Genomic DNA, 19506 nt, shown 5'->3' with positions numbered 1-19506 from the left:
GCGAGCTGCCCGAGCGGCGGGAGTACGCTCTGACCCTCGCTGCTCGCAGCTCAGCGGTCGAGCGGTCGCCCCGCCTCGAACTCGGCCATCAGCGCATCGACGACGGCATGCAGATCGCCGCCGTGCTGTGAAGCGACGCGCAGCTGACGCTGGTAGCTGGCACCGCCGCGAATGATGGTCTCGACGTCGGCGAGCTGCTCGGCGCAGCCCAGTCTCTGGGCACGGGGCTGCCAGCGGTCGAGCAGCTCGAGCGTGTCGTCGATGATGCTGCGCTCCGTGAGATTCTGGTCGGCGATGAACACCGTGGGCAGCCCGTAGCGCGCTGCGCGCCACTTGTTCTCGGCGATCGCCCAGTCGGGAATGCGCTCGGGCGCACGACCCGTCTCGATCTGCTCGCTGAGCTCGTCGACCGCGCACTGGATGAACGCGGTGAGCGCCCCGACCTCGAGCAGGGTCGGCGGGCCGTCGCACACGCGGTTCTCGACCGTGCCGAACTTCGGCGCAGGGCGAACATCCCAGCGAATCTCGTTGAGCTGGTCGATCACCCCGGTCTGCAGCGCGCCGGCCACGAAGGTCTCGAAGTCCTGCCACGTCTCGACGTGCGGCGGCAGCCCGGCCGTCGGCAGCTGACGGAACATCATCGCCCGATTCGACGCGTAGCCCGTGTTCACGCCCTCCCACCAGGGGCTCGACGCGCTGAGGGCCTGCAGGTGCGGCAGATAGCCGAGCAGCCCGTTGACCAGAGGCACGGCCTTGCGGCGGTCGTCGACGCCGACGTGCACGTGCACGCCGTAGATGGCCATCATGCGACCCCACCACTGGGTGCGGTCGATCAGCTTCTGATACCGCTCGTTGCGCGTGTACGGCTGCTGCGTCGCCTTGGCGAACGGGTGCACGCCGGCGCAGAGGATGCCGAGGCCCAGCTCGTCGGCCGTCGCAGCGAGCGCAGTGCTCACCTGTTCGATCTCGCCGAGGGCAGACGACACGGTGCCGTGCACGCCGGTGACGATCTCGACGGTGTTCTCGAGCAGCTCGTGATCGAGGCGAGCGGCGACCGGCGTGCCCTGCAGGGCGTCGTGGATCTCGGCAGCACGTGAGGCGGGCTCCCGTGTGCTGCGGTCAATCAGCACCACCTCCCATTCGACGCCGAGCGTCGATGGGCGGGACTGAGCGAAGTCGATGCGCATGGGTAAAGCGTAGTGGTCTGCGCTGCGCACGTGGCGTCATGGCGCGTCACAGCGTCATGTGGCACACAAACGGTGCGGAGTGTGGCACAATAGACAGTCGGTAACCCGTGGGCGCGCAGACCCTCTCATCTGCATGCCCGCGATCATCCAGAGCTTTCCGTCGTGAGGCCCCACACCCACGACTGGGTTCGAATCGAATCTGAATTACAGGAGCATTGTGTCTGTCAAAATCCGTCTGAAGCGCTTCGGCAAGGTCCACGCACCCGAGTTTCGCGTCGTGGTCACCGATTCACGAGCCAAGCGCGATGGTCGCGTCATCGAGGAGATCGGCCGCTACGTGCCGACCATGCACCCCTCGCTGATCGAGATCGACTCAGATCGCGCGCAGTACTGGCTGTCGGTGGGCGCTCAGCCCTCTGACCAGCTGTTCAAGCTGCTCACCCTGACCGGTGACTGGGCGAAGTTCAAGGGCGAGAAAGACGCCAAGAGCACCGTCAAGGCCCCTGAGGCCAAGGTGAAGTTCGAGCGCGACACCGCCAAGAAGTCGGTGCTGCTGCCCAAGACCGAGAAGAAGGCCGCTCCCGCCGCCGAGGCAGAGGCCGCAGCCGAGCCCGCCGCTGACGAGGCGTGAGCATGCTGCAGCAGACCGTTGACCATCTGGTGCGTGGCATCGTCAGCAGCCCTGACGACGTCACCGTCGATGAGCGGCACACCGCTCGGGCCGACGTCATCGACGTGCGTGTCGCACCCGATGACCTGGGCCGCGTGATCGGTCGTTCAGGGCGCACGGCGCAGGCACTCCGCACTGTGGTCGACGCCCTGGCCGACGGCCGTCGCGTGCGGGTCAACATCGTCGACACCGACGCATAGGTCATGCTGCAGCTTCGCATCGCCCGTCTGACCAAGCCGCACGGGCTCAAAGGTGGCCTCAAGGTAGAGCTGTACACCGATGAGCCCGAGCGGCGCCTGGTTCCGGGCGCCACTTTCAACCTGCAGGTGCCGGCCAAATCCCCATGGCACGGCCGCACCATCTCTCTGCGCGAACTGCGCTGGTACAACACCAGTCCGGTCGCCTTCTTCGCAGAGATCCCTGACCGCACGGCGGCAGAGACCATCGCCAAGGCCATTCTGACCATCGATCAGGATGAGACCAAGCTGCCCGAAGAGACCGACGCCTGGTACGATCACCAGCTCGTCGACCTCGTGGTGATGCGCAATGGCGAGGCCGTCGGCACGGTCTCGCGAGTCGATCACCTGCCCGGCCAGGACATCCTCGCGATTCAGACCGAGAACGACGAAGTGCTGCTGCCTTTCGTCAAACACTTCGTGACCGGCGTCGATCTCGACGAGCGCACCGTCACCATCACCCCGCCCGGTGGGCTGTTCGAGCCTGCAGCCGACGGCGAAGACGAGGCCGACGAGGTGCCTGCCCAAGAGGTGGCGGATGTCGTGGCCGAGGTGAAGGGGCAGTCCTCGCCCGGCTCAGAGAAGGCTTCGTCAACAGCCGATGGCGCCGACAACGCATGAGCGCCGCTGAGCGGGCGCGCCTGCGCATCGACGTCATCACGATCTTTCCCGAGTACCTCGACGCGCTGAGGCTGTCGCTGGTCGGCAGATCGGTCGATCGGGGCATCATCGATCTGCGCGTGCACAGCCTGCGCGACTACACTCACGACGTGCACCGCACGGTCGACGACACCCCGTACGGCGGGGGCGCGGGCATGGTGATGCGTCCCGAGCCCTGGGGCGAGGCGTTCGACGACGTGCTCGCCGGCGCCGACGACCCACTGGTGCTGTTCACGACTCCTGCCGGTGCGGTATTCACCCAGCAGCGTGCGGTCGAGCTCTCGCACGAACGGCACATCGTCTTCTGCTGCGGCCGCTACGAGGGCATCGATCAGCGCGTCGTGGACTACGCCGCTGCGCACTGGCGCACCGGTGAGATCAGCATCGGCGACTACGTGCTCAACGGCGGCGAGGTCGCCGTTCTGGTCGTCGTCGAAGCCGTCGCCCGCCTGCTGCCCGGCGTGATCGGCAACCCCGAGTCGCTGGTCGAAGAGTCGCACAACCGTGGCCTGCTCGAGCACCCGAGCTACACGAAGCCCGCCGAGTGGCGCGGTCTCGAGGTGCCTGCCGTGCTGCTCAGCGGCAACCACCGTCTCGTCGCCGAGTGGCAGCACGAGCAGAGCGTCTCGCGCACCCGGAGCATGCGACCCGACCTGCTGCCCTGACGAGCGCAGTCGAATGCAGCCCGCATGCTCGTGACCGAACCGCAGCGGCGGGCGTGCGCGGTGCATCCGTCGCCGTGTCGCCAGAGGTTTGCGGCTCACCTCGGCATGTGGCAAGATGAGAGATTGTGTCATCGGCTTGTCTCTGCCGCAGGGGAGCGATCGTCGACACATCCGAATCGTTACGCATTCACGCTCCTGACCTGCGGCAGGTGCAGAGAGCGAAGAACTCATGAGCAACACGCTGGACAAAGTCGACGCAGCATCGCTGAAGAGCGACATCCCAGACTTCCGCGCCGGTGACACCGTCAAGGTGCACGTCAACATCATCGAGGGCAACCGCAGCCGTATCCAGGTGTTCCAGGGCGTCGTGCTCAAGCGCCAGGGTGCCGGTGTGCGCGAGACCTTCACCGTGCGCAAGATCTCGTTCCAGGTCGGCGTCGAGCGCACCTTCCCGGTGCACTCGCCGGTGATCGACAAGATCGAGCTCGTCTCGCGCGGCGACGTTCGTCGCGCCAAGCTGTACTACCTGCGCTCGCTGCGCGGCAAGGCAGCGAAGATTCGCGAGAAGCGCTGATCGAATCGCGTTCAACGGCCAGCGGATGCGTCGCAGTGCGGCGCCCGCTGGCCGTTGTCGTCACCACGCCGACTTTGCGCGGCGAACGCAGAGCATGAGAGAGAGGCCAACCGGTGAGCGGCGAAGAGGTGCTTGACTCAGAGGAGTCTCAGATTCCGAGCGACCAGCGGTCGGGCAGATCGCGCGGGCTGCTGATGCTGCGCGACGTCGCGGTGATCATCGTCGTCGCGCTCATCCTCTCGACCCTGCTGCGCACGTTCCTGGTGCGCACCTTCTCGATTCCCTCGGGATCGATGGAGCAGACGCTGCAGGTCGGCGACCGCGTGCTGGTCAACCGACTGCAGCCCAAACCCTTCGGCGTCTCACGCGGCGACGTCGTGGTCTTCCAGGATCCGGGCGGCTGGCTGGCCGCTCCATCGGCTGCGGCCCAGGGCTGGAGCCTGGGCAGAGGCGTTCAAGACGCTCTCACCTTCGTCGGCCTCGGCGACTCGGACAGCCACCAGTACCTGGTCAAGCGCATCATCGGCGTCGAAGGCGACCACCTGGTGTGCGAGCGCGTCGGCGGGCCGCTGAGCGTCAACGGCGTTCAGCTCGACGAGTCGGCGTACGTGGCCCCCGGCAATGCCTCATGCGCACGCACCTTCGATGTGACGGTGCCCGCCGATTCGCTCTGGATGATGGGTGACAACCGCGGCAACTCGCGCGATTCGAGCGCGCACATCGACGAGCCGGGCAAGGGCATGGTCGCCGTCGACCAAGTCGTCGGCAGAGCCTTCGTGATCTCCTGGCCCTCGTCGCGCTGGCAGGGCGTCGACGCGCATCACGAGGTCTTCGCAGACGTGCCCGATCAGTCGTCGTCTGCTGAGTGATGGCGTCGGTCGATCCCTCTCTCGAACTCGAGAAGCGGCTCTTCGCCGACGGCGCGACACTCGTGATCGGCTGCGACGAGGTCGGTCGCGGCGCGCTTGCCGGCCCGGTCACCGTGGGCGCGGTCGCGCTTCGAGCGGATGCGGGGGCATGGCCTGAGGGACTCCGCGATTCCAAGGCGCTCACCGACCGTCGTCGCCATGCCCTGGTCGAGCCGATTCGCGAGTGGGTGGCCGGTTGGACGGTCGCCTCGGTCGACAACACCCGCATCGACGGCGACGGCATCGTGAACTGTCTGCGCGAGGCCGCTTCAAGCGCCGTCGACGCGCTGCTGGCCGAGCAGCCGCCAGAGGCCCGGGCAGTGGTCATTCTGGACGGTTCGTCAGACTGGCTGACCGCCGGGCTGCATGCGACCTGCCAGGTGCGTGTGGTGATCCGTGCCAAAGCCGACCGCGACTGTGCGTCGGTGGCGGCCGCGAGTGTGCTCGCCAAGGTCGATCGCGACGACCGCATGGCGGTGTACGCCGAGCAGTACCCACAGTATTCATGGCAGACGAATCGCGGCTATGGCAGCGCCGCGCATTTCGCCGCGATCGCCGAGCACGGACCGTCTGCTCTGCACCGCCTGACCTGGCTGCACCAGTCTGGCGGCAGGGGCGACAAGAGCAGGAAGGGCAGCTAGAGTGAGAGGCGATATGGACCCTCAGGATTTCGACGACTATGAACGCGAGGCAGAGCTCTCGCTCTACCGCGAGTACCGCGATGTCGTGCACATGTTCAAGTACGTGGTCGAGACAGAACGCCGCTTCTATCTGGCCAACGACGTCAAGCTCGAGCGACGCGAGGTCGGGCCCGATTTCTACATCGAGCTGAATCTGACCGACGTCTGGGTCTGGGACATCTACCGGTCTGACCGCTTCGCCAAGCAGGTGCGCGTGCTGACGTACAAAGACGTGAACGTCGAAGAGCTCGCCGCCCACGATCTCGAACTGCCCAGTGAGCTTTCACTCGACGAACAGTGATAGAACTCGTCTGAGAAGCGTCACGCGTCAGCACGAGGGCAGTGTGCTCTGCACAGCCTCGAATGCAGCAGTGCGCTCTGCACAGTGATGTGACGGTTCTGGCCGGAGTGACCTTCGCGTGCCGACACTGGTGGCATGAACGCAAGCGAGAACCTCGAACAAGCAGGGCAGCAACCCGACGCAGCCGCCGACCCTCGTGTGCCGCTCGGCCGCCGAGGCGAGGCGTTCGCCGCCCACTTTCTGACCGATCTGGGCTACACGATCATCGACCGCAACTGGCGCTCCGGCCGTGCCGGAGAGATCGACATCATCGCTCGCGACAGTGAGACGCTCGTCTTCATCGAGGTGAAGACGCGTGCCAGCGACCGCCACGGCACGCCTTTCGACGCAATCGACGCCCGCAAGATGCGTCAGCTGCGCGCCTTGGCGGGGCAGTGGCTCGAAGTCAACAACGGCTGGCCCGGTCTGGTGCGCATCGACGCCATCGGTGTGCGGGCGTATCGAGACGGTCTGCAGGTCGAGCACCGACGAGGTGTGCGATGACGCTCGGCATCTGTCAAGCGGTCTCGTTGACCGGAATCGAGGGCTGTCTCATCGACATCGAGGCCGATGTGAGCGCGGGACTGCCCGCGACGCGCATCGTCGGTCTGGCCGACACGGCCGTCGCTCAGGCGGAGCACCGTGTGCGTGTCGCGTTGGGCAACACCGGCCAGCCGTATCCGGATACGCGTCTCACGGTCAACCTGGTGCCGGCGGGTGCACCCAAACACGGCACCGGTTTCGACGCGGCGATCGCCGTGGCCGTCCTGATCGCCCAGGGCATCGTGCCACCGCAGCCTTCACGCGACACCGTCGTGCTCGGCGAACTGACCCTCGAAGGTCGAATTCGGCCGATTCCAGGCGTGCTGCCGGCACTGCTCAGCGCGGTGCGAGACGGTGTGACGAAAGCGGTCGTGCCGAGCGAGAATCTGGCCGAGGCACGATTCGTCGACGGCATCCATGTCGTCGGTGTCGATGACCTGATCGAGCTGATCCGCCTCTTGGGCGCCCCACCGCATCCGCGGGATCGGCCACCTGCACTGGCCACGGCCCGGCCCGAGCCGGGCGAGTCCGCAGACGAGGTCGACGAGCTGGCCCCCGCGAACGTCGAGCGTCTGCATGCGCCCCCCGATCTCAGCGAGATCGTGGGGCAGCGCGACGCCGTCGAGGCCTTGATCGTCGCAGCGACCGGCAGACATCATCTGATGCTCACCGGCAGCCCGGGAGCCGGAAAATCGATGCTGGCGAACAGCCTCGCGACGCTGCTGCCGCCGCTGAGCAAGCGCGAGCAGCTCGAGGTGACCGCGGTGCGCTCGCTCACGTCGAGAACAGGCGTGCGCGAACTGCCGACTCAGCCGCCGTTCGAGGCGCCGCATCACAGTCTCACCATGGGCGGGCTGATCGGCGGAGGCAGCTCGCTCAGACCCGGGCTCGTGTCGCTGAGTGCACATGGCGTGCTCTTTCTCGACGAAGCGCCCGAGTTCAGAGCTCACGTGCTCGACTCACTGCGGCAGTGTCTCGAGACCGGCACGCTGACGTTGCACCGAGCAGGAGCCGTGGGTCGCCTGCCGGCAGACTTTCAGCTGGTGATGGCGGCCAACCCGTGCCCGTGCGGGTATGCCGGTGAGCCAGAGGGCACGTGCAGCTGCACGTCGGCTCAGCGCAGACGCTATCTGGCCAGGCTGAGCGGCCCGCTGCTCGACCGCGTCGATCTCAGAGTCGACGTTGGCCGGGTGCGCAGCCACCGCGTTCTGATCGACGATCCACAGACATTGACCAGTGCTCAGGCCAGGGCAGAGGTCGAACGCGCCAGAGCGGCCAGCGCCGAACGGCTTCGACCGCTGGGGCACGAGCTGAACAGTCAGGTGTCGGGTGAGACGCTTCGGGGCCGGCTGCGGCCCGCGTCACAGGCCACCGCGACGCTCGACCGGGCGCTCGACCTCGGCACCATCACGCTGCGCGGCTACTTTCGGCTGCTGCGCATCGCCTGGACGCTCTGCGATCTCGCCGGCGATCAGTCGCCGGGCAGCGAACACATCGCCAGGGCGATGTCGTGGCGAGGCGGAGGCGAACATGATCGGTGACAGATCACTGCTCGACATCTTGGCTGACGTTCACCGGCTGACGTCGGCAGAAACCAGAGAGGTGACGGCTCATCTGCATGAGCTGCGAGCGCCGGATCGGTCGGAGTCGATCGAGTCTGTGCTGGCGGCGGTCTGGTGGTCGTATCTGATCGAGCCGGGAGACGGCGTCGCCGGGCGCCTCGTGCGTCAGCACGGAATGGTCGACGCGCTGCGTCAGGCCATAGGCGGCATCCGGTCACAGCATGATCCGAGTCGACCCGGTGAGCAGACTTCACAGCTTCGAGAGGCGCTGCAGCGTTGGAGCCCTCGGCTCGGCGACCGCAGATTTCTCGACTCGATCTCTTCAGCGAGGAGTCTGCACGCAACGCTGCTGCTGCCGGGCGACGAGTCATGGCCCACACGGTTCTCAGACCTCGCCGAGCATGCGCCGATGTGTCTGTGGTCGATCGGCCGACCAGCGCTGCTGAACCGGGCACGTGCCATCTCGATCGTCGGTGCCCGATCAGCCAGCAGCTACGGGCTGGGAGTCTGCGCCGAACTCGTGCAGGGGTGTGTGCAGCACGGCTTCACCGTGGTCTCTGGCGGTGCCTACGGCATCGATCGGCAGGCACACCGCGCTGCGCTCAGCCTGCAGGGAGACACCGTGGCGGTGCTCGCCGGCGGCATCGACCGGCTCTACCCGGCAGGAAACGAAGAGCTGCTGCGCGAGATCGCCGACCGCGGCTGTCTGGTCGCCGAACAGGCGCCGGGCACACCGCCGACCCGCTGGAGATTTCTGCAGCGCAACCGGGTGATCGCTGCGCTCGGCGTGATGACGGTGGTGGTCGAGGCCGGTCGCAGATCAGGGGCGCTCAACACGGTGCATCATGCAGCGCAGATGGGGCGCCATGTCGCCGCTGTGCCGGGGTCAGTCTTCTCGGTGATGTCCGCGGGAACGAATCGGCTCATCCGCGACGGCCTCGCCGAACTGGTGACCGGCGCCGATGACTGCCTGTCGCTGCTCACGGCCCAGCCAGAGCTTGAGATGGAGCAGGTGCAGACCGACGGGCTGCGCGCTGATCTGGTGCGCGTGCATGACGCACTGCATCCGAGACAGGCGCATGACGCCCTGGGCATCGCACGGCTCTGCGGCATGCCACTGGCGACGGTGCGCGCGTGCCTGAACGAACTCGAGCTGCTGCAGCTCGCGCACGATCGCGGCGGCGGCACGTGGCTGCGCGGCTGACCGCGTGACATTCTGGTGGCATGACTGCTGAGATCTCTGTCGCCGAGGCGATCGACCGCTACCTGAACGACATTCGGGCGGTCAGAGGGCTGTCGGCAAACACGGTGAAGGCCTACGGCATCGACCTGAACGACCTCGCCGCAGAGCTCGCCGACGCGCAGGTCACACGCATTCAGCAGTTGAGCCTCGAGCACCTCAGAGACTGGCTGTGGCACAGCTCGCAGCGAGGTCTCGCCGAGACGAGTCTGGCCCGCCGATCCACCGTCGCACGGTCATTCGGACGCTGGGTGTTCGAACAGGGCATCGTCGAGACTGATCCCGCGGCCCGGCTCCAGGTGCCCAAGACCAGCCGCACCCTGCCGGTCGTTCACAGCCGCCAGACCATGCGGGCGCTGCTCGAGCACGCACACGAGGCCGCAGCCTCCGGCGACCCGGTGAAGGCGCGCGACTGGGCCATGCTCGAGGTGCTCTATGCCTCTGCGCTGCGCGTCTCCGAGCTGGTCGGTCTGACCCTGGACGACATAGATCACGACAACAGACTGATCACTGTCATCGGCAAGGGCGACAAAGAGCGTGTCGTGCCGATCGGCGAGATCGCGCTCGCGGCGATCGACCAGTACCTCGCGGCCGCGCGAGGTACGCTCGCAGCGCGTGCATTGCATCCTGATGCAGCTCATCATCTCTTTCTCGGCGCACGAGGCGGTCAGATCAACGCACGCACGGTGCACGGCGTCGTCACACAGGCGCTCACCGCAGTCGGCGCGCGCAATGCCGGCCCGCACTCGTTTCGTCACACGGCCGCGACGCACATGCTCGACGGGGGAGCCGACCTGCGCGCCGTGCAGACTCTGCTCGGGCACTCGAGCATCGGCACGACGCAGATCTACACGCACGTCTCGGTCGAGCAGCTCGCCTCGTCGTATCTGCAGGCGCATCCACGAGCCTGATCGTGCCAGACCCACCGCTGACGAGCGGAGGGCTCGGAACGAGGCTGCGCAGGCCACGTTGTCCGGCGCAGGAGTCAGGGCAGCGGCAGCAGCACCGACGGGTCGGCGCCCTCGATCAGCAGCAGGGGCGAGAAGTAGTCGTCCAGATGACGGGCCCCGAGGTGCAGGCAGCCGGAGCAGTGCGAGCCCGCGGCGATGCGCCCGATCACCTGGCCTCGCACGACCCGATCGCCCTGTGCCACGACGGGCTCCACGGGTTCGTGGCTGGAACGCCAGGAGTGATCGTGAGCGACCGTCACAACTGGGCGATCGACCACACGACCGGCGAACGACACGGTGCCGTCGTCGACGGCGAGCACCTCTGCGCCTTCGGCTGCGGTGATGTCGATGCCGCGATGCCCGGGGCCGTACGGATGCGGCGGTGCTCGAAACGGGCCGGCCACCGTTCTCGGTGCGGGCAGCGGCCATGACCAGCAGGGCAGATCGCTGCAGGGTGTGTGCGCAGGCAGGGTCGTAGCAGACTGCAGGTCGGCGGCCGCCGGCGTCCACAGAGCGAAGCCGGCAGCGATCAGCAGAGACGGAACCATCAGCTTCCAGCGGCCGCGGGTGGAACAGGACCATGACCCCTGACGGCGCCGCCCAGGTGTCTGCCGTCGCGGAGCCGATGCGCTGAGCTGGCCTGATCCATGCGAAGGCCGTGTGTCGAGACCGGTGCTGTTGCGGGCGTTGGCGTCTCTCGTCATAGAGCGATTCAAACGTCGCAGGCCCCGCGCTGAAAGACGTCAGAGACCGCTGTGCAGAACGGAAGGGATGCGTGGAGCCTGTGCGCACTCGCCAGGGCACGTCTCGCAGCGAAGACGCGTTCGTCGAGAGGGCGCGGAGAGCGCGCTTCGTGGGCTATGATTGTCGACAGCAGTAGAGCAATCTGCTGACTTCGCGTGCTCGCACAGATGACACAGCCTCAACGGTCCACTTCGGTGGTGAGGTGAGTCATGAGCACCAGGGGCCACCGACCCGGTGACCGCTCAACCGCAAGAGGCGTGTGAACACACGCAGAACAGGAGACACGGCAATGGCCGTCGTTACCATCCGCCAGCTGCTCGACAGCGGCGTGCACTTCGGGCACCAGACCCGCCGCTGGAACCCGAAAGTCAAGCGCTTCATCTTCACCGAGCGCTCGGGCATCTACATCATCGACCTGCAGAAGTCGCTGGGCTACATCGACAAGGCCTACGACTTCGTGAAGCAGACGGTCGCCCACGGCGGCACGATTCTCTTCGTCGGCACCAAGAAGCAGGCTCAGGAGGCCATCGCCGAGCAGGCGACGCGCGTGGGCCAGCCGTACATCAACCACCGCTGGCTCGGTGGTCTGCTGACCAACTTCTCGACCGTGCACAAGCGCCTGCAGCGTCTGAAAGAGCTCGAAGAGATCGACTTCGACGACGTGGCCGGCTCGGGTCGCACCAAGAAAGAGCTGCTCATCCTCAAGCGCGAGAAAGACAAGCTCGAGAAGACGCTGGGCGGCATCCGCAACCTCGACAAGACCCCTTCGGCCATGTGGATCGTCGACGCCAACAAAGAGCACCTCGCCGTGCAAGAGGCGAAGAAGCTGGGCATCCCGGTCGTCGCCATCCTCGACACCAACATCGACCCCGATGACATCGCCTACCCGATTCCGGGCAACGACGACGCGATTCGGTCGGTCTCGCTGCTCACCAAGATCATCGCCGACGCTGCTGCTGCCGGCCTGGTCGCGCGTCACAGCAAAGACGAAGAGGCCGGCGAGGCCGAGCCTCTGGCCGAGTGGGAGCGCGAGCTGCTGAAGCAGGATGAGCAGAAGCCCGCCGAGGCCGCTGCTGAGGTCGCCGAGCAGCCCGCTGCTGAGACCCCCGCCGACAAGTAAGTCTTCGAGACAACCCAACGCGAGAGAGCGAGAGAAACAGAAACATGGCGAATTACACTGCCGCTGATGTCAAAGCCCTGCGCGAGCGCACCGGCTCGGGCATGCTCGACTGCAAGAAGGCGCTTGACGAGGCCGAAGGCGACGTCGAGAAGGCCATTGAGCTGCTGCGCGTGAAGGGCCTGAAGGGCGTCGCGAAGCGCGAAGGTCGCACCACGACCAACGGGCTCATCGCTGCCAAGGTCGACGGGCGCCGCGCGTACCTGATCGAGCTGGCCTGCGAGACCGACTTCGTGGCCAAGAACGAGCGCTTCATCGAGCTCGCCGAGCAGGTGCTCACCGCAATCGCCGAGGTCGGCGCGGCTGACCTCACGGCTGCGCTCGCCGCTCCGGTCGAGGGCAAGAACGTCGAAGAGCTCATCACCGACACCAGCGCCATCATCGGCGAGAAGGTCGAGCTGCGTCGTCTGACTCAGCTCGAGGGCGAGCACTTCGCGGTCTACCTGCACCGCACCAACCCCGACCTGCCTCCGCAGCTCGGCGTGATCGTCTCGTACGACGGTGACGACAGCGAGACCGCGCACTCGATTGCGCAGCACATCTCGTTCGCCGATCCGAAGTACATGACTCGCGAGGAGGTCCCGGCAGAAGACGTCGAGAACGAGCGTCGCATCGCCGAAGAGACCTCGCGCAACGAGGGCAAGCCTGAGAAGGCCCTGCCCCGCATCGTCGAGGGTCGCCTCAACGGCTTCTTCAAGACGATCGTGCTGCCCGACCAGGACTACGCACGTGATCACAAGCTGAGCATCGCTCAGGTGTTGAAGGATGCCGGGCTGACGGTGAACTCGTTCGTCCGCTTCCGCGTCGGAGCCTGACGCTTCGTTGGTGGCCCGGCCGAGTGCCGGGCCACTTTCATGTATGCCCTCACTGGCTGGTCTCGGCAGTGCGGGATCCGGCTGCACGACAGCCGAGCTGCCCTCGACGGCAGCAACCGAGACCGAACCCTAGACTTGCAGAGCACAGTGACGCGGCCGTTCAGACCGGCGTCTCAGTATGAAGGAGCGCATGTGGTGATGGAACGACGTCGACGAGTTCTGCTGAAACTCTCCGGAGAGGCGTTCGGGGCAGGTGCTCTGGGAGTGAACCCCGACGTGGTCAGCTCCATCGCCCACCAGGTCGCAATCGCGTCGCGCACGGTCGAGGTTGCGATCGTCGTCGGCGGGGGCAACTTCTTTCGCGGTGCCGAGCTGTCGCTCAGCGGCATGGACCGCGCCCGTGCCGACTACATGGGCATGCTCGGCACAGTGATGAACGCCTTGGCGCTCCAAGACTTCCTGCAGCAGGCCGGCGTCGACACCCGCGTGCAGTCTGCGATCCAGATGACGCAGGTCGCCGAGTCATACATTCCGCTGCGTGCCATCCGTCACCTCGAGAAGGGCCGCGTCGTCGTCTTCGGCGCCGGTGCAGGGCTGCCGTACTTCTCGACCGACACCGTCTCAGCACAGCGAGCGCTCGAGATCAAATGCGACGAGGTGCTCTTCGCCAAGAACGGCGTCGACGGGGTCTACACCGCCGACCCCAAGACCCATCCCGACGCTGAGAAGATCGAGGCGATCACCTACACCGACGCCTTGGTGCGCGGTCTGAAAGTCGTCGACTCCACCGCGTTCAGTCTCTGCATGGACAACGCCATGCCGATGCGCATCTTCGGCATGGATGACCACGAGAACATCGCGCGGGCCATTCAAGGCACCGAGATCGGCACGCTGGTCAGTGCCGACGCCTGATCGACCGCACACCACACGACCATCGGCACAGAGGAGACATCATCATGATCAAAGACATCATTGACGAGACCAAGCAGCGCATGGCCAAGGCGGTCGAGGTCGCACGAGACGAGTTCGCGCAGGTGCGCACCGGCCGCGCGAACCCAGCGCTCTTCGCCAGCATCCCCGTCGACTACTACGGCACGCCCACGCCGCTGCAGCAGCTCGCCTCGCTGCAGAACCCCGAGGCTCGCACACTGCTGATCACGCCGTATGACAAATCGGCTCTGCACGAGATCGAGAAGGCGATTCGCAACGAGCCCAACCTCGGTGTGAACCCTACCAACGACGGCGACCTCATTCGCGTCGTGCTGCCAGAGCTCACCGAAGAGCGCCGCAAGGAGTACGTGAAACTGGTTCGCCAGAAGGCAGAAGAGGCTCGCGTGGTCGTGCGCAACCTGCGTCGCAAGGCGAAAGACGACTTCGACGCTCTGAAAGGCGAGGTCGGCGATGACGAGATCGCTCGTGGCGAGAAAGACCTTGAGGCCGTGACCAAGCAGCACGTCGAGCAGATCGACAAGTCGCTCGAGCGCAAAGAAGACGAGCTGCTCGAGGTCTGACCTCGCAGCACAGCCGACACCACCGTGAGCACCAACAGAGATCGTCACCAGGCCCAGGCGAAGGCCCTGGTCGAGCAGCTCGAGCAGGCGAACCAGCGTCTCGAGCAGAGGGCAGGCCGCAACCTGCCGTTGGCGATCGGCGTTGCTCTGCTCATCGGCGCAGTGGTGCTGGGCAGTCTGCTGCTCAGTCATGCGGCTTTCGTTCTGGTGCTCATGGCGGCGACCGGCCTGGCTGTGGCTGAGACGGCCCACGCACTGCGATTCCGGTCGATCTCTGCCTCACCGTGGATGCTGGGAATCGTGGCCGGTCTGCTTCCGGGCATCGCGTTCGTCTTCGGCGGAGCAGCTCTGCCGTGGGCCGGACTCGGCGCGCTGGTTCTGGCCGCTCTCTGGCAGATCATCGCCCACGGCATCCGCCGTCAGTCGCCTTGGCCCGCCGTGGGCTGGTCGACGGTTCTGATCGTCTACATCGCGATGAGCCTGTCGACCGTTGCACTTCTGATCGCTCATGAGGGCGGCGTGGAGTGGCTGATCTGTGCGCTCATCGTCGTGGTCTGCAACGACACCGGCGCCTACGCGAGCGGCGTGCTCTTCGGGCGTCATCCCATGGCCCCTCGGATCAGCCCCAAGAAGACGTGGGAAGGACAGGCCGGCGCGCTGGTCAGCACGGCCGTGGCCGGTGTGCTCTCGGTCTGGCTCATCGCAGGCATGCCGTGGTGGGTCGGGCTGATCGTCGGGCCGCTGCTGATGGTCACCGCCACCGCGGGCGACCTCGCCGAGTCATCAGTAAAGCGCTGGCTCGGCATCAAAGACATGAGCCGGTGGATTCCCGGTCACGGTGGATTCATGGACCGCCTGGACGCTATCATTCCCTCGATGCCGATGGCCTTTCTGCTCCTCCTGCTCTTCGCCACGCTTGCAGCCTGAACGCACTTTCGCACGGACTTTGGCAGAATGGGGATGTGACGACAGTTTTCGAGCGAGTACCCAAAGGCAAACGCGGCTATGACATCGACCAGGTTGACGATCTGCTCGAACGGGCACGAGCGGCCTATGACTCCGGTGCCGATGACGTGACTTCAGACACTGTTCGCGGTACGGCGTTCGACGTGGTCAGAGAAGGCTATGAACCGGCTCAGGTCGACGCGGCTCTCGATCGGCTCGAAGACGCCTTCGCACAGCGCGAACGGGATCAGGCCCATGCCGAGATGGGCGATGAGGCCTGGCAGGAGCGTGCCCGAGAACAGGCCCGCGTCGTCGTCGACAGGCTGCTGCGACCAGAGGGCCGCCGTTTTCGCCGTGTCGGCTGGTTCGGCGTCGGATACTCGCGCAAGCAGGTCGATCAGCTGGCCGACCGCATCGTGGCGTACTTTCGGCTGGGCACGCCGCTTGAGATCTCGGATATCAGGGATGCTGTCTTCGCCCGTCAGGGCAATGGCTATGACGAACGTCAGGTCGACGCGGTGCTCGATCGCACGGTCGAGATCATGCTGGCCATTCTCTGACCCCCTCTGAGACAGGGCTGTGAGCAGACTGCTGACGTTGGACGGCATGGAACAGACACGCTAGGGTGGAAATGTATGGTTTCTCTGAAGACTTCCTCAACGCTCATCGCCGGGGCCGTGGCTTTCGCCCTGGTGAGTTCCGGCGCACACAGCGCAGTGACCGATTCCGCGAATGCCGAGACGGTGAAGGCCGACACGCACAGCGTCTTCGGTGAGCAGAGCGCCGTGCAGGCGAATCTGCCGCAGATCGCGGGTGACCTGCAGCGACAGACGTTCACCGACGCCGTTCCCGCAGCACAGATCACGACCGTGAGCGTCGACACGCCACAGACGGTCATCGCGGCTGAGACGCGAGTGGTCACGCCAGCACCGGCTGCGCAGACCGAGACCACCACCGCTGACGACGGCTCAGACGCCAAGGCGGCCAAGAAGCAGTCAGACGCACAGTCGAAGACTGCCACCGCAGTCGCAACGCCGAGTGACGGCAGTGTCTGGGATCGCATGGCTCAGTGCGAGTCAGGAGGTCGTTGGAACATCAACACCGGCAACGGGTATTACGGTGGTTTGCAGTTCTCGGCGGCCACGTGGCGCGCGGCAGGTGGCACGAAGTACGCAGCGACCGCTGACGGCGCGACGCGCGAGCAGCAGATCGAGATCGCCTCTGGCCTGCAGGCCAGAGCCGGTTGGGGGCAGTGGGGCTGCAGCTCGAAGATTGGGGTGCTCTGATGGCGGCCGTGAGCGCATTCATCCGCACGGCATCCGTCGGGGCGGCCGGGGCACTGATGTTCGTGGCCGCCGGCGGTGTCAACACCGCATACGCCGACGAGGTGTCATCGATCACTGAGACCGCATCGCAGGAGTCCAACACGGTCATCGACACACAGAGCGTGCAGGCTGCGGTCGCGGTCATCGCGATGCAGTCCGACCTGGTGAAGGCTGAGACCCCGGTGCCGGTTCCGGCAGCGACGTCGGACGACACCGCTGCTGCGTCGAACACTGCTGCGTCGACGGCTGTCGCCACGCCGAACCCGACTGGTGCTCAGGCAGAGGCCTGGGCGCAGGTGCAGGCGCGCGGCTGGGGAGCCGACCAGTTCGTCTGCCTCGTCAGCCTCTGGCAGAAGGAGTCGGGGTGGCGGGTGAACGCCACGAACAGCAGCTCAGGGGCCTATGGCATCCCGCAGTCGCTACCGGGGAGCAAGATGGCTTCTGCCGGGGCTGACTGGCAGACGAACCCGGCCACCCAGATCACGTGGGGCCTCGGCTACATCGCCGGTCGCTACAGCACTCCGTGCGGCGCTTGGGGCCATTCGCAGTCATTCGGCTGGTACTGAACCCGATTCACCGTTTGTCGGTCGGCTGATCGATCAGAACGAGGTGCGCTCATGAGCGACATGCAGAAGATCCGTGCCAACACCGAGCTTCCGCGGCGTGCGCAAGAGATCACGCTGCAGACCGACGACGGCCTCACCCTGGTCGGCGAGCTCTCGCTGCCAGCCCATCGAGAGCCCGCAGCGACGCTGGTGACCTTTCACCCGCTGCCCACGCAGGGCGGCTTCATGGATTCGCACATTCTGCGCAAGGCCGCCTGGAGGCTGCCCGCAATGGCTGACATCGCCGTGCTGCGGTTCAACACCCGCGGCACGTCAAGCCCCCGCGGCACCAGCGAGGGCGCATTCGGCGAGGGAATCACCGAGCGCTTCGACGTCGCAGCGGCTATGCGCTTTGCCGAGCATCGAGGGCTGCCGCACGTCTGGCAGCTGGGATGGTCGTTCGGCACCGAGCTGCTGCTCAAATACGGTTTGGACTATCCTGCCGACGGCACCATTCTGCTGTCGCCACCGCTGCATCGCACGACCGCTGCCGAACTCGCCCGCTGGCATGGTGCCGGCCGACGACTGATCGCGGTGATCCCCGAGAACGACGACTTTCTGCGCCCGCCCGAGGCTCGACAGCGGTTCAGCATCGTGCCCGAAGCCGAACTCGTCGTGATCCCCGACGGCCGCCATCTCTGGATCGGCGAGAAGCAGACGCGTGAGGTGCTGACCGTGATCGTGCGCGCGATGCGGCCGAGCGCCCTCCCGCTGCCGACCGAATGGCCGGCCCTGAGCCAGTGAGCGATGGTGCTCAGCGCTTGTTCTGCCGCGGGACCCACAGTTCCTGCACCAGCAGAATGACCGAGGCCGCCACCGGAATCGACAGCAGCGCACCGAAGACGCCGAGCAGCGTGCCGCCGAGCAGCGCGGCGATCACCACGACCACACCGGGAATCGGCACGGCCCGATTGACGATGTGCGGCGTCAGCACATATGCCTCGAACTGCATGTAGATCAGGTAGTAGATCATGATGAACAGGGCAGGCCACAGGTTCACGTTCTCCGGGTTGGCCAGCACCTGAGTCACCACGGTCATGAGTGTCGTCAGCGTCGCGGCGGTCAGCGACCCGACCAGTGGCAGCAGGGCGAAGAGGAAGATCACCACGGCGAGCACCTCGCGAAAGCGCACCTGCAGAATCGACATCGCGATGTAGGCGCAGACCGCATTGATGAGCGCGATGATCGTCTGCGACATCACATACTTGCCGACGTTGTCGAAGATGCGGTCGCTGAGGCGGGTGAAGCGGCTGCGGCGAGAAGCCGGCAGCAGCGATATGAGTCCGCGCTTGAGCCCCTGCAACGACACCATGAAGTAGAGCGTGAGCACGACGATGATCACGGTCGCTGCGACGAAGTTGGCCAGGCCGGTACCCACCGTCACGAGACCGCCGGCGACCTGCAGCATGTTCTGCGGGTCGGCGGCGAAGCGCTGGGCCGCGTCGAGCCAGCCCGCGGCCGCACCGTCGACCTGTTGGTTGATGCTCTGGAACCAGTCCTGCTGGGTGAGCACGTGCACGAGCACGGGCGTGTTCTGAATCGCCTCGTCGACCTGCGTGTTGATCGCGGGGATCAGCAGCAGCACGACTCCGACCACGGCGAGCACGAAGAACAGGAAGACGACCAGCACGGCGATGCCACGCGGCATCCCGGTGCGACACAGCAGCCGCACGACCGGATCGAGTCCCAGCGCGAGAAACAGGGCGGCGCCGATATAGGTGATGACCATGGCGCTGGTCGCGACCATGCCGCCGACCACCAGAGCGAGCAGCACACCGAGGGTGCCGAGAAATGCGATGCCGAAGACGTTGTCGGTGCTGAGGCGCATGGTGCGGATGCGAGGGGGACGTGCGCTGGCGGGATTCGCGTCGGGCGCGGCCGGGGTCTCCGGCTCGGCGTTCATCGCCTCGCCGGCCTGTGCGGCATCCTCCGGTGTCGAAGCGCTCATCAGCCGTTCCTCGTTCCTCGTGTTCTCGTGCCGACGCACGTCTGTGCCGAAGGGGGGCACAGCCCTCTGCCAAGGGTACCTGTGCTTCTCGACCTCGCATGACCGTGCTGAGCCTGGTGGCCGGACTTCGCTCTCAGCGCAGGCACAGATGATTTTCAAAGAGGAACGCTATGATCTAGGGTCTTATGGGAAGAACTGGAAGGGTCTGAACTTTGCGCTTT

The 19506-nt window shown here is 65.9% G+C and carries 24 protein-coding genes; 21 read left to right on the top strand and 3 right to left on the bottom strand.

The window, feature by feature from the left end; translation table 11 throughout:
• Positions 1 to 50: 50 nt before the first annotated feature.
• Positions 51 to 1187 carry a glutamate--cysteine ligase gene (locus tag LRX77_RS02395; protein WP_231831246.1) on the bottom strand — a complete coding sequence of 379 codons (1137 nt, stop codon included), beginning with the start codon at positions 1185 to 1187 and terminating at the stop codon, positions 51 to 53.
• Positions 1188 to 1404: 217 nt separating this feature from the next.
• Between LRX77_RS02395 and rpsP the strand changes: the two genes are divergently transcribed.
• The 12 genes from rpsP to LRX77_RS02335 all read left to right on the top strand — a co-directional run bounded on the left by rpsP (position 1405) and on the right by LRX77_RS02335 (position 10176).
• Complete coding sequence (gene rpsP, locus LRX77_RS02390) at positions 1405 to 1818, top strand: 30S ribosomal protein S16 (RefSeq protein ID WP_231831245.1); 414 nt, start codon at positions 1405 to 1407, stop codon at positions 1816 to 1818.
• Positions 1819 to 1820: 2 nt separating this feature from the next.
• Positions 1821 to 2057, top strand: a complete 237-nt coding sequence (locus LRX77_RS02385; RefSeq protein ID WP_231831244.1) for an RNA-binding protein — start codon at positions 1821 to 1823, stop codon at positions 2055 to 2057.
• Positions 2058 to 2060: 3 nt separating this feature from the next.
• The gene (rimM, locus tag LRX77_RS02380) at positions 2061 to 2714 is read left to right on the top strand and encodes a ribosome maturation factor RimM (RefSeq protein ID WP_231831243.1); all 654 of its coding nucleotides are present in this window, start codon (positions 2061 to 2063) and stop codon (positions 2712 to 2714) included.
• 20 nt (positions 2715 to 2734) lie between these two features.
• Entirely contained in the window at positions 2735 to 3418 is a 684-nt protein-coding gene (gene trmD, locus LRX77_RS02375; protein ID WP_231831501.1) for a tRNA (guanosine(37)-N1)-methyltransferase TrmD, read from the top strand.
• 229 nt (positions 3419 to 3647) lie between these two features.
• Positions 3648 to 3992, top strand: coding sequence for a 50S ribosomal protein L19 (gene rplS, locus LRX77_RS02370; RefSeq protein ID WP_158031021.1), 345 nt, complete (start codon positions 3648 to 3650; stop codon positions 3990 to 3992).
• A 113-nt stretch (positions 3993 to 4105) separates the two neighbouring features.
• A complete protein-coding gene (gene lepB, locus LRX77_RS02365) occupies positions 4106 to 4861 on the top strand; it encodes a signal peptidase I (protein ID WP_231831242.1) in 756 nt (251 codons plus the stop codon).
• Positions 4861 to 5541 (top strand): ribonuclease HII, encoded by a 681-nt coding sequence (locus LRX77_RS02360; RefSeq protein WP_231831241.1) that lies wholly within the window; start codon positions 4861 to 4863, stop codon positions 5539 to 5541. Before lepB ends, LRX77_RS02360 begins: the two co-directional genes overlap by 1 nt.
• A 13-nt stretch (positions 5542 to 5554) precedes the next feature.
• Positions 5555 to 5881 carry a DUF2469 family protein gene (locus tag LRX77_RS02355; protein ID WP_158031023.1) on the top strand — a complete coding sequence of 109 codons (327 nt, stop codon included), beginning with the start codon at positions 5555 to 5557 and terminating at the stop codon, positions 5879 to 5881.
• A 135-nt stretch (positions 5882 to 6016) separates the two neighbouring features.
• Positions 6017 to 6424: a YraN family protein gene (locus tag LRX77_RS02350; RefSeq protein ID WP_231831240.1), complete on the top strand. Its 408-nt coding sequence runs from the start codon at positions 6017 to 6019 to the stop codon at positions 6422 to 6424.
• The gene (locus LRX77_RS02345) at positions 6421 to 8004 is read left to right on the top strand and encodes a YifB family Mg chelatase-like AAA ATPase (protein ID WP_231831239.1); all 1584 of its coding nucleotides are present in this window, start codon (positions 6421 to 6423) and stop codon (positions 8002 to 8004) included. Before LRX77_RS02350 ends, LRX77_RS02345 begins: the two co-directional genes overlap by 4 nt.
• Positions 7994 to 9229, top strand: coding sequence for a DNA-processing protein DprA (dprA, locus tag LRX77_RS02340; protein WP_231831238.1), 1236 nt, complete (start codon positions 7994 to 7996; stop codon positions 9227 to 9229). Before LRX77_RS02345 ends, dprA begins: the two co-directional genes overlap by 11 nt.
• 20 nt (positions 9230 to 9249) lie before the next feature.
• Positions 9250 to 10176: a tyrosine recombinase XerC gene (locus tag LRX77_RS02335; protein ID WP_231831237.1), complete on the top strand. Its 927-nt coding sequence runs from the start codon at positions 9250 to 9252 to the stop codon at positions 10174 to 10176.
• A 74-nt stretch (positions 10177 to 10250) separates the two neighbouring features.
• Here the strand turns inward: LRX77_RS02335 and LRX77_RS02330 are convergent, their stop codons facing one another.
• Positions 10251 to 10919, bottom strand: a complete 669-nt coding sequence (locus LRX77_RS02330) for a M23 family metallopeptidase (protein ID WP_231831236.1) — start codon at positions 10917 to 10919, stop codon at positions 10251 to 10253.
• 329 nt (positions 10920 to 11248) lie between these two features.
• Between LRX77_RS02330 and rpsB the strand changes: the two genes are divergently transcribed.
• The 9 genes from rpsB (at position 11249) to LRX77_RS02285 (ending at position 18081) form a co-directional block, all read left to right on the top strand.
• Complete coding sequence (gene rpsB, locus LRX77_RS02325) at positions 11249 to 12079, top strand: 30S ribosomal protein S2 (RefSeq protein WP_231831235.1); 831 nt, start codon at positions 11249 to 11251, stop codon at positions 12077 to 12079.
• A 44-nt stretch (positions 12080 to 12123) separates the two neighbouring features.
• Positions 12124 to 12951: a translation elongation factor Ts gene (gene tsf, locus LRX77_RS02320; RefSeq protein ID WP_231831234.1), complete on the top strand. Its 828-nt coding sequence runs from the start codon at positions 12124 to 12126 to the stop codon at positions 12949 to 12951.
• Positions 12952 to 13149: 198 nt separating this feature from the next.
• Positions 13150 to 13863 (top strand): UMP kinase, encoded by a 714-nt coding sequence (gene pyrH / locus LRX77_RS02315; protein ID WP_231831233.1) that lies wholly within the window; start codon positions 13150 to 13152, stop codon positions 13861 to 13863.
• A 44-nt stretch (positions 13864 to 13907) separates the two neighbouring features.
• On the top strand, positions 13908 to 14462 hold the full coding sequence (gene frr, locus LRX77_RS02310; RefSeq protein WP_231831232.1) for a ribosome recycling factor: 555 nt from the start codon (positions 13908 to 13910) through the stop codon (positions 14460 to 14462).
• Between the two features lie 24 nt (positions 14463 to 14486).
• Positions 14487 to 15389 (top strand): phosphatidate cytidylyltransferase, encoded by a 903-nt coding sequence (locus LRX77_RS02305; protein ID WP_231831231.1) that lies wholly within the window; start codon positions 14487 to 14489, stop codon positions 15387 to 15389.
• Between the two features lie 35 nt (positions 15390 to 15424).
• Positions 15425 to 15967, top strand: a complete 543-nt coding sequence (locus LRX77_RS02300; protein WP_231831230.1) for a DivIVA domain-containing protein — start codon at positions 15425 to 15427, stop codon at positions 15965 to 15967.
• 75 nt (positions 15968 to 16042) lie between these two features.
• Positions 16043 to 16693, top strand: a complete 651-nt coding sequence (locus tag LRX77_RS10315) for a transglycosylase family protein (RefSeq protein ID WP_269453600.1) — start codon at positions 16043 to 16045, stop codon at positions 16691 to 16693.
• An 8-nt stretch (positions 16694 to 16701) separates the two neighbouring features.
• On the top strand, positions 16702 to 17298 hold the full coding sequence (locus tag LRX77_RS10575; protein ID WP_442961578.1) for a lytic transglycosylase domain-containing protein: 597 nt from the start codon (positions 16702 to 16704) through the stop codon (positions 17296 to 17298).
• A gap of 51 nt (positions 17299 to 17349) precedes the next feature.
• The gene (locus LRX77_RS02285; protein ID WP_231831229.1) at positions 17350 to 18081 is read left to right on the top strand and encodes an alpha/beta hydrolase; all 732 of its coding nucleotides are present in this window, start codon (positions 17350 to 17352) and stop codon (positions 18079 to 18081) included.
• A gap of 10 nt (positions 18082 to 18091) precedes the next feature.
• Here LRX77_RS02285 and LRX77_RS02280 read toward each other — a convergent pair whose 3' ends face one another.
• Positions 18092 to 19285 (bottom strand): AI-2E family transporter, encoded by a 1194-nt coding sequence (locus tag LRX77_RS02280; protein WP_231831228.1) that lies wholly within the window; start codon positions 19283 to 19285, stop codon positions 18092 to 18094.
• Between the last annotated feature and the right edge of the window lie 221 nt (positions 19286 to 19506).

The sequence above is a fragment of the Pseudoclavibacter sp. 13-3 genome, assembly GCF_021168475.1.
GTDB lineage: Bacteria > Actinomycetota > Actinomycetes > Actinomycetales > Microbacteriaceae > Pseudoclavibacter_A.
This window is presented reverse-complemented; position numbering and strand designations above follow the sequence as displayed.